At 34.5% G+C, this 14,255-nt stretch carries 13 protein-coding genes, 1 pseudogene and 2 other annotated features; of the genes and pseudogenes, 13 read left to right on the top strand and 1 reads right to left on the bottom strand.

Annotated elements, in window-relative coordinates; all coding sequences use genetic code 11:
- Window positions 1-104: 104 nt before the first annotated feature.
- From BG05_RS21730 to BG05_RS21710, 5 genes are all read left to right on the top strand, one after another.
- Window positions 105-824 carry a 3-ketoacyl-ACP reductase gene (locus BG05_RS21730; RefSeq protein ID WP_000818985.1) on the top strand — a complete coding sequence of 240 codons (720 nt, stop codon included), beginning with the start codon at window positions 105-107 and terminating at the stop codon, window positions 822-824.
- A gap of 149 nt (window positions 825-973) precedes the next feature.
- Window positions 974-1,645: an O-methyltransferase gene (locus tag BG05_RS21725; protein WP_002168605.1), complete on the top strand. Its 672-nt coding sequence runs from the start codon at window positions 974-976 to the stop codon at window positions 1,643-1,645.
- A 133-nt stretch (window positions 1,646-1,778) separates the two neighbouring features.
- Window positions 1,779-2,657, top strand: coding sequence for an aminoglycoside 6-adenylyltransferase (locus BG05_RS21720; RefSeq protein ID WP_002168604.1), 879 nt, complete (start codon window positions 1,779-1,781; stop codon window positions 2,655-2,657).
- Window positions 2,658-2,817: 160 nt separating this feature from the next.
- Entirely contained in the window at window positions 2,818-3,648 is an 831-nt protein-coding gene (locus BG05_RS21715; protein ID WP_002031366.1) for a peptidoglycan-N-acetylglucosamine deacetylase, read from the top strand.
- Between the two features lie 70 nt (window positions 3,649-3,718).
- Window positions 3,719-4,057 (top strand): SdpI family protein, encoded by a 339-nt coding sequence (locus BG05_RS21710; protein ID WP_002012358.1) that lies wholly within the window; start codon window positions 3,719-3,721, stop codon window positions 4,055-4,057.
- A 44-nt stretch (window positions 4,058-4,101) separates the two neighbouring features.
- On the opposite strand, the gene BG05_RS21705 is transcribed toward BG05_RS21710, so the two are convergent.
- Window positions 4,102-4,710: an NUDIX hydrolase gene (locus BG05_RS21705; protein ID WP_002168603.1), complete on the bottom strand. Its 609-nt coding sequence runs from the start codon at window positions 4,708-4,710 to the stop codon at window positions 4,102-4,104.
- Between the two features lie 81 nt (window positions 4,711-4,791).
- Here BG05_RS21705 and BG05_RS21700 point away from each other — a divergent pair, with 81 nt between their 5' ends.
- The 8 genes and pseudogenes from BG05_RS21700 to BG05_RS32195 form a co-directional block, all read left to right on the top strand.
- Entirely contained in the window at window positions 4,792-5,430 is a 639-nt protein-coding gene (locus BG05_RS21700) for a pyridoxamine 5'-phosphate oxidase family protein (protein WP_003188719.1), read from the top strand.
- Between the two features lie 236 nt (window positions 5,431-5,666).
- Window positions 5,667-5,898, top strand: a binding site (T-box leader).
- Between the two features lie 116 nt (window positions 5,899-6,014).
- Window positions 6,015-6,246, top strand: a binding site (T-box leader).
- A gap of 155 nt (window positions 6,247-6,401) precedes the next feature.
- Complete coding sequence (locus BG05_RS21695) at window positions 6,402-7,697, top strand: homoserine dehydrogenase (RefSeq protein ID WP_002126929.1); 1,296 nt, start codon at window positions 6,402-6,404, stop codon at window positions 7,695-7,697.
- Entirely contained in the window at window positions 7,690-8,748 is a 1,059-nt protein-coding gene (thrC, locus tag BG05_RS21690) for a threonine synthase (RefSeq protein ID WP_002126930.1), read from the top strand. Before BG05_RS21695 ends, thrC begins: the two co-directional genes overlap by 8 nt.
- Window positions 8,745-9,638, top strand: coding sequence for a homoserine kinase (gene thrB, locus BG05_RS21685; protein ID WP_002126931.1), 894 nt, complete (start codon window positions 8,745-8,747; stop codon window positions 9,636-9,638). Before thrC ends, thrB begins: the two co-directional genes overlap by 4 nt.
- A gap of 92 nt (window positions 9,639-9,730) precedes the next feature.
- On the top strand, window positions 9,731-9,943 hold the full coding sequence (locus BG05_RS21680; protein ID WP_003188727.1) for a DUF6366 family protein: 213 nt from the start codon (window positions 9,731-9,733) through the stop codon (window positions 9,941-9,943).
- A 221-nt stretch (window positions 9,944-10,164) separates the two neighbouring features.
- Window positions 10,165-12,468, top strand: coding sequence for a glycoside hydrolase (locus tag BG05_RS21675; RefSeq protein ID WP_016126787.1), 2,304 nt, complete (start codon window positions 10,165-10,167; stop codon window positions 12,466-12,468).
- Window positions 12,469-12,827: 359 nt separating this feature from the next.
- Window positions 12,828-13,829 carry an LCP family protein gene (locus BG05_RS21670; protein WP_002126935.1) on the top strand — a complete coding sequence of 334 codons (1,002 nt, stop codon included), beginning with the start codon at window positions 12,828-12,830 and terminating at the stop codon, window positions 13,827-13,829.
- Window positions 13,830-13,891: 62 nt separating this feature from the next.
- A pseudogene (locus tag BG05_RS32195) lies at window positions 13,892-14,158 on the top strand (sensor histidine kinase); the annotation flags it as partial.
- Window positions 14,159-14,255: the final 97 nt, after the last annotated feature.

Genomic DNA, 14,255 nt, shown 5'->3' with positions numbered 1-14,255 from the left:
CTATAAGTAACCTACGCACATAAAAGTGCATCATTGCCTTTTTGCATAAACATAGATACACTTTTAATATAATAAACAACTGAGATGATTAAGGAGTGTTATACTTGGCAGAATTATTACAAGGAAAAAATGCTTTAATTACAGGAGCAGGTAGAGGGATTGGTCGTGCTGTAGCGATTGCGTTAGCGAAAGAAGGCGTAAATGTAGGTCTTTTAGCTCGTTCAGAAGAAAACTTAAAAGCTGTAGCGAAAGAAGTGGAAGCAGAAGGTGTAAAAGCTGTTATTGCGACTGCTGACGTATCTTCATATGAAGAAGTAACGACTGCAATTGAAACATTAAAAAATGGTTTAGGATCTATCGATATTTTAATTAATAACGCTGGTATTTCTAAATTCGGTAAGTTTTTAGAATTAGACGTTGCTGATTGGGAAAAAATCATTCAAGTAAACTTAATGGGTGTATACTATGCAACTCGTGCAGCTTTACCAAGTATGATTGAACAACAATCTGGTGATATTATTAATATTTCATCTACAGCAGGACAAAAAGGTGCACCTGTAACAAGTGCATATAGTGCTTCTAAATTTGGTGTTCTTGGTTTAACAGAATCGTTAGCGATGGAAGTTCGTAAACATAATATCCGTGTAACAGCTTTAACACCAAGTACAGTAGCAACTGACATGGCTGTAGACTTAGGATTAACTGATGGAAATCCTGATAAAGTAATGCAAGCGGAAGATATTGCAGAGTTTATCGTAGCGCAGCTGAAATTAAATAAACGTACATTTATTAAATCAGCAGGACTTTGGTCTACTAATCCGTAAGGGATAAATATAAAATACAAAGAAGGGACATCTATTCTGTAATAGAGTGGGTGTCCCTTCTTTATTTTTTGTGTATGAAACGGAATTTTCGGTATAATTAAATTTGAATGGTAGATAAGTATTAAAAACTTGAAGGGGATGGTATTTCCATGAGTACGATTGAGAAATGGACGGCTGTTGATCAATATATGAGTGATGTATTAATACCGAAAGACTCTACATTAGAAGAAGTTCTTCAAGCAAACGCTGCAGCTAATTTACCGGCACATGATGTATCGCCAACTCAAGGGAAGTTTTTACAACTATTAGTACAAATTCAAGGAGCGCGTAAAATTTTAGAGATTGGCACTCTAGGCGGATATAGTACAATATGGCTTGCAAGAGCATTGCCCTCTGGAGGGCGAATTGTTACATTAGAAGCAAGTGAAAAGCATGCTGAAATTGCACGGAGCAATATTGAGCGTGCCAATTTGAATGATAAAATTGAAATACGATTAGGATTAGCGTTAGATTCTTTAAAACAAATAGAAAATGAGAAGTATGAACCATTTGATTTTATTTTCATAGATGCGGATAAACAAAATAACCCTGCTTATTTTGAATGGGCACTGAAACTATCACGCCCTGGTACTGTAATTATTGGGGATAACGTAGTACGTGAAGGTGAAGTTATTGATAATACTAGTAGCGATCCTCGTGTACAAGGGATACGCCATTTCTATGAGCTAATAGCTGCTGAGCCGCGTGTAAGTGCTACTGCGCTTCAAACTGTAGGAAGTAAAGGGTACGATGGGTTTGTAATGGCAGTCGTAACAGAGTAATCTAAGGAGGAAAAAGGGATGAAAAAGAAGTTTCAAAAATTATAACGTGTATCTTGTACAACGAATTTAGCTCGTGGACCTCCAATTTACATAGCTTTATATTATATATTAAAAACTTGGAGGCTATAAGAAGATGAGAACTGAAAAAGAAATGTTAGACTTAATTATAAATACAGCAAAAGAGGATGAAAGAATTCGAGCTGTCATCATGAATGGGTCACGTGTGAATCCAAATGTGAAAAAAGATTGTTTTCAAGACTATGATATTATTTATGTTGTAAAAGATATACAATCTTTTACGTGTAATCATAGTTGGATTAATAGATTTGGAGAAATAATGATTGTGCAAATGCCGGAAGAAATGTCTTTACTTCCAGCTGATAAAGACGGGAAATTTCCGTATTTAATGCAGTTCATGGATGGGAATCGAATTGATTTAATGCTAGTTCCAGTTGATTTAATAAATAAATTTATTGGACAGGATAGTTTAAGTAAATTACTACTGGATAAAGACAAATGTATTGGAGAATTTCCGCCAGCAAGTGATAAAGATTACGTTATAAAAAATCCTACAGAAAAAGAGTTTTTGGATTGCTGTAATGAATTTTGGTGGTGCAGTACAAATGTAGGAAAAGGATTGTGGCGCGAGGAACTTTCTTATGCGAAAGGAATGCTTGAAGGCCCAATGCGTGATATGTTAATCGTAATGCTAGAATGGCATATTGGTATGAAAACAAATTTTACAGTGAATACCGGAAAGTTTGGTAAGCATTTCGAGCAATATGTTGAAAAAGATACGTGGGAGCAATTTAGAAAGACATTTTCAAATGCAGAATATGAAAATATATGGGAGTCATTCTTTGTAATGGGTGATTTATTTAGGGAAGTTGCGAACGAAATTGCTAACACATATGGATATCAATACCCGCAAGATGATGATGACAAAGTGACAAGCTATTTAAAACATGTGAAAGTTTTGCCGAAAGATAGTACATCGATTTATCCCGCATAAACGGGCAGTAAAACCCCCACTGATTAAAGTTTCACTTTATTAATTGTATAAAGCAGTAAGACTGTCCTAATTACGGACAGTCTTATTTTTGTTCATGAATAAGAATTTCTCTAACAAAGTACAGATGAATCACATATGAAATTTTAGGGAGGTTTTTATCATGTATTATTTTTACGCACCAGAAATGTTCGTTCCATTTCATTGGGGACTAGAACGAAATGTTTCGTATGCTTATATGCCATATCATTCATTTTATTATGGAAACTATATAGACGCAGTGCCGTATGTATTAAATGTTCCGCAAAATGATCAAGTCAAAGTGAAGGAAGAGAATCGGGGGTCATGGACACCTTTTTCATGGGTTGAAAAATATGCGTATGCATTTTCAGGACCATACAATAAAGCGGAAGTAGCTCTTACATTTGATGATGGACCAGATTTAGTATTTACGCCAAAAATTTTAGATAAGTTAAAACAATATAATGTAAAAGCTACTTTTTTCTTACTTGGTGAAAATGCAGAAAAGTTTCCGAATGTAGTAAAGCGTATCGCGAATGAAGGGCATGTAATTGGTAACCATACGTATAATCATCCGAATTTAGCGAAAGTAAATGAGGCTGAATACCGTAATCAAATTATAAAAACGGAAGAAATATTAAATCATTTAGCTGGTTATGCACCGAAGTTTATACGTCCACCATACGGTGAAATACTTGAAAATCAATTGAAGTGGGCGACAGAGCAAAATTTTATGATTGTACAGTGGAGTGTTGATACAGTTGATTGGAAAGGGGTAAGTGCTGATACAATTACAAATAATGTGTTAGGGAATTCATTTCCAGGAAGTGTCATACTTCAACATTCGACTCCAGGTGGACATTTGCAAGGATCTGTCGATGCACTAGACAAAATCATTCCGCAGTTAAAAACGAAAGGGGCACGTTTTGTAACACTTCCAAGTATGTTCCAGACATCTAAAGAGAGAAAATAAAAATGTTAATAATTGGGATTTTAAGAGTTGTATAGTATAATGAAGGTGTAAGTTAGGGGGGATATAATTGATGGATGCACTAGTAAACATAGGAATGAGCATATTGATTGGTATTATATTTATACTTGCGGCACTTATTCTTCAAAAAAATCCACCGACGGATATTAACGCAGCATATGGTTACCGTACGAAACGGTCTATGAAAAATAAGGAATTATGGGATGCAGGTAACAAGTATAGTGCAGAAGTGATGAAACAAAATGGATTCATTATGATGTTAATTGGAAGTGTTATTAGTATACTGTTTAGATATCCACATACAATGATAGCGATTATGATTGTTATGCTGTTGTTAATTATACGATTATTTATACGAGTAGAGAAAAAATTAAAGATACTTGAGCAATAAAAAAATAAGACTCCCGAATAAAGTAAGCTGGGAGTCCTATTTTTTTATAAACTATTTTTGTTTAGCAATTCTTGTCCTTGCACTATAACAAATTCATAGTATTCAAGAGCATAAGGATAAATATCTTCAAATGTTATCGTTATCGGATTACTGTTTAAAACAGAATTAGTCGTTAAAGATGAAATCTCTCTTCTTAATAGTTGTAGAAAAGAAGTTGCATGTACTTTCATCACATCGTCTACTTCTTCACCTGGTGCAAATGGAAGTGGTTTTATTACATTGTGGAAATACATATGACAAAACTCACGATCAGTAAGGCTTGAAATTTCATAATCTATTTTATAGATTCCTTTGTATGTTAAATCATTCGTTTGGAAGGAAAGACCCAGTTCTTCCTCAATTTCACGTAGACCGCCAATTAGTACATCTTCATCATGCATAATATGTCCGGCGGATGTAATATCCCATATACCCGGAGCTTCTTTTTTATTATTAGAGCGTAATTGGAAATATAAGAACATATCCTCAGCATCTTTTTCTACAAACCAGCAATGAAATGTTTCGTGCCAATCACCGTCACGATGCACGTCATCACGTAATTTCTTTCCAAGTGTATTTCTTTCAGGATCAAATATTGTTAACCACTCTGTCATTTTAATTCCCCTTTCTGCAAATTTTATTATACAATATTTGTATTGAATTTTGGGAAAATAAAGAAAAAGGAGTGATTATTAGTGAAGATAGAGAATAAGGAAATAAAATCAATAATTTCAACTGAGGAAGAATTACGACAAATATTGGGGCAACCAAGTGAACGGGCTTTGAAAAAAGTTATTTCATCACTTGATCACCATTGTGTAGATTTCCTGTCTAAATCGCCTTTTCTAGTATTATCTACTGCAAATAAATTCGGAGAGTGTGATGCTTCGCCGAGGGGAGACGCACCTGGATTTGTATATGTATTAAATGAAAATAAAATTATCATCCCAGAAAGACCGGGTAATCGTCGTATAGACTCTATTTTAAATATAATTTCAAATTCGCACGTAGGGTTAATCTTTTTTATTCCGGGTCTTGGGGAAACACTCCGAATAAACGGTAAAGCATATATTACGAACGATGAAGAAATTTTGAAAGAAATGCAGGCGAATGGACACAATCCATTACTTGGAATTGTTGTTGAAATAGAAGAATGCTATATTCATTGTGCAAAAGCTTTTATTCGTTCAAAAATGTGGGATCCAGAGTCATGGTTAAATAAAACAGAGCTACCTTCAGCACCGAAAATGTTAATGGAGCATGCGAAAGTGAATGCTTCAGAAGAGGAAGTTGCACGTTCTTTAGAAGAAAGTTATAGGGAAAGATTGTATTAAAAATTATTTTTTAAATATAGTGTTGAAGTATGAAACTCTAAACGTTTTAGAGTGAGACTTTAACTATGAATATTGCTAATTTGTATGTGATGAATATATGTGCAAGAGAATAAATCTGTATTAGATGATTTGTTATTTTAAAATATAATTATTCATATTCTTAAAAATTGTGAAGAAAAATAGGCTTGCTTTTTGAAAAGTTGATAACTATAATAAGTTAACAAATAGACATGAACGAAAAAGTAACGATAAGGACATGAGATGATTTTTACGGTTTACAGAGAGGGAAGACAAGGCTGTGAGCTTCCTAACACGAAAAATGATCTTACCACCTTTGAACTTCAATAGTGAACGAGTAATCTAGTAATTATTGACGGTATCAGCCGTTATCTGAACTTGAGCAATCTAGAAGAAAGTAAGTCTAGGTTGGAACAAGGGTGGAACCACGAAAACACATTCGTCCCTTTCCTAGGGATGAGTGTGTTTTTTTTATAGTTTTTAAGATTGAAAATTTAAAATAATTAAAAAATAGTATTGATTTTGTTTTTTATGCGAGTATAATGAGTTAACAAATAAACATGAGCGAAAAAGTAACGATAAGGACATGAGAACATTTTTACGGTTTACAGAGGGGGAGGCCAAGGCTGTGAGCTTCCTAACACGAGAAATGATCTTACCACCTTTGAACTTCAATAGTGAACGAGCAATCTAGTAATTATTGACGGTATCAGCCGTTATCTGAACTTGAGCAATCTAGAAGAAAGTAAGTCTAGGTTGGAACAAGGGTGGAACCACGAAAACACATTCGTCCCTTTCCTAGGGATGAGTGTGTTTTTTTATTACTTTGAAAGGAGGTGCGGTAACATGAAACGATTAGTACGTACGGAAATAACCACCACCTGCATGATTAAAAAGCAGAGTAAGGTGATTCACAGGTGTAACAATTAAACTATTTAGGAGGAGATTAGAAGATGAATAACGTTATTAATGTTGGGGTATTAGGATTAGGTACTGTCGGAAGTGGTGTTGTCCATATTTTGAAAGAACATTATAAAAAAATCACTCTTGATACAGGATATGAAGTAAAGGTAAAGACAGTCGTTGTACGTGATTTGGAAAAGGAACGTGATGTTTGCATTGATGGAATCGTAGTAACAAGTAATGTCGATGAAGTTCTAAATGATTCAAATATTGATATTGTAGTAGAGGTAATGGGCGGAATTGAAGAAGCGAAAGAGCATATTGTGAAGGCTTTGCAAAGTAAGAAACATGTCGTAACAGCAAATAAAGATTTAATGGCTGTATATGGTGCGGAGCTTCTGCAACTGGCAAATAAAAATGAATGTGACCTATGTTACGAAGCGAGTGTAGCCGGTGGGATTCCAATATTAAGAGGATTATCAGACGGGCTAGCTTCAGATCAAATTGAAAAAATAATGGGAATCGTAAATGGAACAACAAATTATATGTTAACAAAGATGAGTCAAAATGGATGGTCGTATGAAGAGGCTTTACAAGAAGCGCAAAAATTAGGGTTTGCAGAATCAGATCCGACAGCGGATGTAGATGGACTAGACGCTGCGAGAAAGGTAGCAATTCTTGCAAACTTAGGTTTTTCGATGAATGTTTCTTTAGATGATGTTCAAGTTAGAGGTATTCGAAAGGTTGAAAAAGAAGATTTAGAGATGGCCGAAAAATTAGGATTTACAATGAAATTAATTGGTAAAGCTGAAAAACAAGGATCATCCATTCACTTAAGTGTAGAACCGACTTTATTACCACGTCATCATCCGCTATCGAATGTGAATAATGAATTTAATGCGGTGTATGTTCACGGTCAAGCAGTAGGAGAAGTGATGTTTTACGGACCTGGAGCTGGGAAGTTACCAACTGGTTCTGCTGTAGTAAGTGACATTATTTCAATCGTTAAAAATATGAATCAAGTTCCGAAAAATAAAAGTGTATTAAAAGAACCGGAGCCGTATGAATTACAAGGAGATGAAGAAGTAGTTTCAAAATACTTTTTGCGCATTTCATTACGAGATGAGCCTGGAATGTTTAAAAAAATAACAGAATGTTTCGTCGATTATTCTGTGAGTTTAAAAGAGGTAATTCAATTACCTTTGAATCGTGAGCTTGCAGAAGTCGTTGTTGTGACGCATCAAACTTCAAAATATCAATTCGAGCAAGTTTTAGGAGCGATAGAAGATGTCGCAAGTGAAATAAACAGTTACTACATTATTGAGGAGGAAAAACAATATGTATAAAGGACTATTAAAACAGTACGCTTCTTATTTACCGGTGAATGAAAACACACCTGATGTCAGCTTAATGGAAGGGAATACACCCCTGATTCCATTATTAAATATATCAAAACAATTAGGGATTCAGTTATACGGAAAATATGAAGGAGCGAATCCAACGGGTTCTTTTAAAGACCGTGGTATGGTAATGGCAGTTGCAAAGGCGAAAGAAGAAGGTTCAGAGGCTATCATTTGTGCATCTACAGGTAATACATCAGCATCAGCTGCCGCATACGCGGCACGCCTCGGAATGAAATGTATTATCGTAATACCAGAAGGAAAGATTGCGCATGGGAAATTAGCGCAAGCAGTTGCTTATGGAGCGGAGATCATTTCAATAGAAGGGAATTTCGATGATGCACTTAAGGCTGTAAGAAATATTGCTGCAGAAGAGCCGATTACATTAGTAAACTCAGTAAATCCTTACCGAATTGAAGGACAAAAAACAGCAGCATTTGAAATTTGCGACCAGTTGGAAAATGCACCAGATGTTCTAGCTATTCCGGTTGGGAACGCAGGGAACATAACAGCATACTGGAAAGGATTCTGTGAATATGAAAAAGAAAAGGGTTATAAAAAACCAAGAATTCACGGCTTTGAAGCCGAAGGAGCAGCTGCAATTGTAAAAGGGCATGTAATTGAAGAACCTGAAACGATTGCAACAGCGATTCGTATTGGTAACCCAGCGAGTTGGTCGTATGCAGTAGAGGCTGCCGAGCAGTCTCATGGTGAAATAGATATGGTGTCAGATGAAGAAATATTACATGCGTATAGATTGTTAGCAAAAACTGAAGGAGTTTTTGCAGAGCCAGGATCAAATGCTTCATTAGCGGGCGTCATTAAACATGTGCAATCTGGAAAAATCAAAAAGGGAGAAACGGTTGTTGCAGTTTTAACTGGAAACGGTTTGAAAGATCCTGATATCGCAATTTCTTCTAATAAATTTGATATTGCAAGTGTGTCAAATGATATAGATCAAATTAAAGATCATATTAAAGGGGTGATTATGTCGTGATACCATTGAGAGTACGTGTCCCTGCTAGTACAGCGAATGTCGGACCTGGATTTGATTCAGTAGGAATAGCATTGTCATTATATTTAGATGTGGTGGTAAAGGCGGAAGCAGATAAATGGCAAGTAATCCATTCCTTTGAAGATTCAATTCCAACAGACGATAAAAATTTAATTGTTAGCACGGCATGTAAAGTGTTTCCTTCTTTATCACCCTATATAATAGAAGTTACTAGTAATATTCCGCTGACAAGAGGTCTAGGAAGTAGTGCATCAGCAATTGTAGCAGGAATAGAGCTTGCGAATCAGCTTGGAAACTTGAACTTAACAATTGATCAGAAAGTTCAAATTGCTACAAATTTTGAAGGACATCCAGATAATGTTGCTGCTTCTATTTTAGGTGGAACTGTAATCGGAGCGCTGGATGGAAAGAATGTTTCGGTTGTAAGGATTGAAAGTAAGGAATTAGGCGTAATTTCTCTTATTCCAAATGAAGAGCTAAATACGGAGGAAAGTCGATCTGTATTACCAGAGATGTTTCCGTTTCATGAAGCGGTTAAGGCTAGTGCGATAAGTAACGTATTAGTAGCTGCATTATGTCAAAAGAAGTGGGAAGTTGTAGGTGAAATGATGGAACGAGATCATTTCCACGAGCCATATCGTTTAGAACTTGTACCGTTATTACCATCAATTCGTAAATGTGCAAAAGAATTCGGAGCATATGGCACAGCGCTTAGTGGTGCGGGACCATCCATTTTTATTTTAACTCCGTACGAGAAGCGTAAAGAAATAGCTGACCAATTAGCGAGAGTATTTGCAGCTATGAAAGTATGTGAGCTTGAAATTGATCATAAAGGGATTACTGTAAATAAGGAAGAACATATTGGATTATAAAGAAAGCTAGCATAGCTAGCTTTCTTTACGTTATGGAGAATCTATTTTAAAGGGGATTTTTCGGAATGAACATTAAATTTAGAGGTGATTATATGAGTTCAAAAGAGTCACCAGAAGAAAAAAGAGAACGCATGAGACAAAGTGAATTGAAAAATAATCCTACCGGTTCTTTGAATGATGGACTCAACAGGGTGGAATCAGGTAGCCCTGTTGATATGACAGGTGGTATGAATTGGAAAGGTACAGGGATATTAATTTTAGTGCTAGTTTTAGGATATATTATATATAGTTACTTTTTCAGTTAAGGGAAGCTTGATGGAATTTAGATTTGCTTGATCTAATTATTAGTGAGAATAAAAAAACAAGGATTAAAGTTCCACTGTATTACATATTTTCTTTAAACAGATTATAGTAATACGTAAATTTTTTTTGCTCATAATAGAGCTAGCATAATGCTAGCTCTATTATTTTTTTGCCATATTCCTGTAACAAACCACCTGTATATTCATTGGTGGAGGTGCAGAAGATGAAAAAAATGATAGCGATATGTCTTCTTACAACATTGTCACTTTCGACTTTAGTCGGGTGTGATGTAAAAGGTAATGATGCTTTACAAGAGTCTAAAATAAAGAAAGCGACGTATAAAGATTTTACTTACGATGTAAATCCTGAGACTTTTACGTTAACTGTAGAACATGATGGTGTAAAAGAACAGGCATCACAACCGTTACCAAAAATGAAGGTATCGAATTTGAAAAAAAACAAGGATCATACATCATGGGAATATCCGGATCAAAAAGTAAAAGTAAATTTAGAAAAGAAAAAAGACCACTTAAATATTGAAGTGGAATCGACTGGTGCAGAAAGTTTTACATGGCCAAAAGTGCAAGCTGAAAATTATACACTTCCGTTATGGGAAGGTAAGCAAATTCCGAGTAATGATGAGAATTGGAAGAAGTTTTTAAAGGATGATGCATATTCATTTGCTGAATCATTTTCTATGAAGTTTTTTGCATTAAATGGTTCTAAATATTCGATCGTATATATTGCGAACAATATGTTTAATAATGAATTGAAATTTCATTCAGATCCGAAAATAGGGTTTGATTTTACACATGAATTCCCGAGTATAAATAAAAATAAAACATATGGATTTCAATTATATGTGACAAATAATGATGCAGTAAGTATCGCTAAACTGTATAAGGATAATATTGCTCGAAAAGGTGAATTTAAAACATTACAAGAAAAGGCAAGAAAAAATAAAGAAATCGAAAAACTTTACGGGGCAGCTCATTTTTACTTTTGGAATCAAAATGGTTTATCAGAAAGTAACGTGAATTGGCCGAAGCTAAGAGAGCAAATAAATAGCCCGGTGTTTAGTCATATAAAAGGGCTTATTCAAAAGAATAGTTCGGAGCCTGGAGAACTGAGTGTGTTTGAGCAAGTAAGTAAACAAGATTTCATTGATAAGTACCAAAAAAATGTTATTTTACGCTATACAAACGAAGTATTATCTATGAAGGAATTGTATAAAGAGGATATTTTCCCGAAAGTTAATCAGGAAGCTAGTGTGTTATTAAAGAAAGGTGTAGATCACTTATCGAAGACAGAGCTGTATAGCTTAAATAAACATTTATTAAAGTCAGTACTCGGTGATGCAGTTGAAGAAGTAAGTAAATGGGGTAAGGCAGATGGAACGGATATAATAAAGGAAATGAAAAAAGTAGGGATAGACAAAGCGTGGATTGGTCTACCGAACTGGGAACAAGGATTTATGCAGCCTAATTTCGTTACAGAAGCTAAGGAAATGGGATATTTAGTTGGTCCGTATGATTCTTACCATTCCATTCACGAAAAAGGTGATAAAAATTGGAACACAGCTTCCTTTAATGACCCATCGTTATATGAAGAAGCCACTGTAACGAAGAAAAATGGTGAGAAAGTGCAAGGGTTTTTAGGGAGAGGCCGAAAATTAAATCCGACATTATCACTTCCTAGTGTAAAAGAACGAATGAACGATATATTACAAAATGGCCCTAAATATAATTCATGGTTTATTGATTGTGACGCGACGGGCGAAATTTATGATGATTATTCAACAAAACATTTAACGACACAAGAACAAGATTTACAAGCAAGGTTGCAACGAATGGATTATATTGCGCAAGAAAAGGGTATGGTAGTTGGCTCAGAAGGCGGAAATGACTTTGCAAGTAGCACGATTGCATTTGCTCACGGCATTGAAACGCCTGTTATTAAATGGGACGATGAAGATATGAGGAAAAATAAAACAAGTCCGTATTATGTGGGCGGATATTGGTCACCGAATCAAAATGTTCCAGAAAAATATGCAAAACAAGTACCGTTAAAAGAAGAATATAAACAAGTATATTTAAATCCAGTATATTCGGTACCGTTATATAAATTAGTATACAATGATTCTGTAATTACAACGCACCACTGGGAATGGGGAAGTTTGAAAGTAAAAGATGAGGTAGGAAACCGAATGTTATATGAGTTATTGTATAATGTGCCTCCGTTGTACCATTTAGATGAAGTAGAGTGGAATAAGCATAAACAAGAAATTACGCAGCATCTGAAAGTTTGGAATGAAGTTCATGAAAAGGCAGTAAAAGAAGAAATGACGAACTTTGCATATTTGTCAGAAGATAAATTAGTCCAATCTGCTTCATATGGAAAAGATATTAAAATTATTGTGAATTTCTCTAATGATGATGTGGAAATAGAAAAAACGAAAATAAAAGCAAAATCAGCTTTAATTTATAATAATGGGAAGCAAATGATATACACACCAAATGAGAAATAATAAAGTGAAATTTTAATCAGTGGGGGATTTATCCCTCACTGATTATTAGTCATCACCAATCAAAATTTCACGGCCCAAACTTGACTCTTTTATTCCTGATAAATTATGAGGTGAAAGTCTTACTACCTGCAAATAACAGAATGATAAATCTGTAAATTTGAACGTTTTGAAGTGTTAAATTTTTGAAGTTGATAAATAGTGACTTGCCAAAAATAAGCACGAGAGTATAATGTGAAATGGAATACATATTGGATTCATGATGTAACCTTACAAAAATGTAAGGTGATTGAAAGGAAATTCAATATGAAGATTACTAGACATACATTATACTAGGAAAAGAGAAAGAGAGGAGAATGAACATGAGCTCTGAATTAGAACAAGATACGAGAAGCAGTAAAAAACGTTCTAAAAGAAAATCAATAAAATGGTTCATTTTAATTCCATTTTTCCTACTTGTTTTTGGAGGAGTAGGATATGGATCGTTTATATATAACAAAGCAAAAGCTGTTGTAAGTGATGCATATGCACAAATTGATAAGTCATCAAAAAGGGACAAAGAAGTGGAACCTTTAAAGGATAATATTTCGATTTTAATCATGGGTGTCGATGGAAGCGAAATGAGAAAAAGCCAATATGGTGAAGCGGTTCGAACAGATGCACTTTTATTAGCGACAATTAATAAAGATGATAAATCCGTTAAATTAGTAAGCATTCCTCGTGATTCACGTGTTTATATTCCATCTAGAAAGAAATTAGATAAAATTACACACGCACACGTATTTGGTGGTGTTGAAAGTACAAGAGATACAGTGGAAAGATTTTTAAATGTACCAGTTGATTATTATGTGAAGTTTAACTTTGAGTCATTTGTACAAATTGTAGATTCAATTGGTGGTATTGATATTGATGTACCTGTTACTTTCACAGAACAAGATAGTAAAGACCAAGCAGGTATGATCCATTTAGAAAAAGGTTACCAACATTTAAATGGTGAACAAGCCCTTGCACTTGCTAGAACGCGTAAAATTGACAGTGACGCAATGCGTGGTCAAAGGCAACAACTTGTAATTGAAGCAATTGCGAAAAAAGCAATGTCTGTTCAATCAATTAGTAAAATGGGCTCTTTACTTGATGCAGTTGATAAAAATATGAAAACAAACTTAACGTTTGATGATATGCTTGCTATTACGAAAAATATGGCAGGATCAGATTTGCAAATGGAAAAGATGCAAATAGAAGGAACGGATAAGCGTATTGGTGGTATTTATTATTACATTCCAAACGAAAAAAATGTGAAAGATATTTCGACTAAGTTAAATGAGCATTTAGGTGTTACACCAAAACCAACTCGAAATGAATAAGTATAAAAAAAGGTTGGCCTCAGCCAATCTTTTTTTATGGAAATGGATTGCTTCATTTATTTTTAGTAGAAGGGCTACTAGTTTTTTCACGTTTACAGTCAAATCATTTTAATTTATATAAACAAAAGGTGCAATTGTACGATATACTAGAGGAAAGAATTTGGTAATTAACTCCTAAAATAGAGAAAATAAATTCATCTCATTGCAAGTTGAAAGCGAATTGAATTGATAGAAGATGAAGATCAAACAGGTTAAAACAAATCTTCTTGAAAGTTGTACATAGTGCAATCAAGAATTGGTATGAAAAGAATAAAGAGTTTGTTGAGGCAGGAACAACAATTTTGATAAAACTCCCATTATAATTCATATTTTAGATTGTTTATATAGTGTAATAAAATAAATAGATGTATAATTATATTGGGTGAT

The organism is Bacillus mycoides, from assembly GCF_000832605.1.
Taxonomy (GTDB): Bacteria; Bacillota; Bacilli; order Bacillales; family Bacillaceae_G; genus Bacillus_A; species Bacillus_A mycoides.
Note: the sequence above shows the minus strand (reverse complement) of the source record. Positions and strands in the feature narration are given on the sequence as shown.

Coding starts and splice junctions, on each gene's coding strand:
- BG05_RS21725 (WP_002168605.1), top strand. CDS start 974: ATGAGTACGATTGAGAAATGGACGGCTGTTGATCAATATATGAGTGAT.
- BG05_RS21720 (WP_002168604.1), top strand. CDS start 1,779: ATGAGAACTGAAAAAGAAATGTTAGACTTAATTATAAATACAGCAAAA.
- BG05_RS21715 (WP_002031366.1), top strand. CDS start 2,818: ATGTATTATTTTTACGCACCAGAAATGTTCGTTCCATTTCATTGGGGA.
- BG05_RS21710 (WP_002012358.1), top strand. CDS start 3,719: ATGGATGCACTAGTAAACATAGGAATGAGCATATTGATTGGTATTATA.
- BG05_RS21705 (WP_002168603.1), bottom strand. CDS start 4,710: ATGACAGAGTGGTTAACAATATTTGATCCTGAAAGAAATACACTTGGA.
- BG05_RS21695 (WP_002126929.1), top strand. CDS start 6,402: ATGAATAACGTTATTAATGTTGGGGTATTAGGATTAGGTACTGTCGGA.
- thrC (WP_002126930.1), top strand. CDS start 7,690: ATGTATAAAGGACTATTAAAACAGTACGCTTCTTATTTACCGGTGAAT.
- BG05_RS21680 (WP_003188727.1), top strand. CDS start 9,731: ATGAGTTCAAAAGAGTCACCAGAAGAAAAAAGAGAACGCATGAGACAA.
- BG05_RS21675 (WP_016126787.1), top strand. CDS start 10,165: ATGAAAAAAATGATAGCGATATGTCTTCTTACAACATTGTCACTTTCG.
- BG05_RS21670 (WP_002126935.1), top strand. CDS start 12,828: ATGAGCTCTGAATTAGAACAAGATACGAGAAGCAGTAAAAAACGTTCT.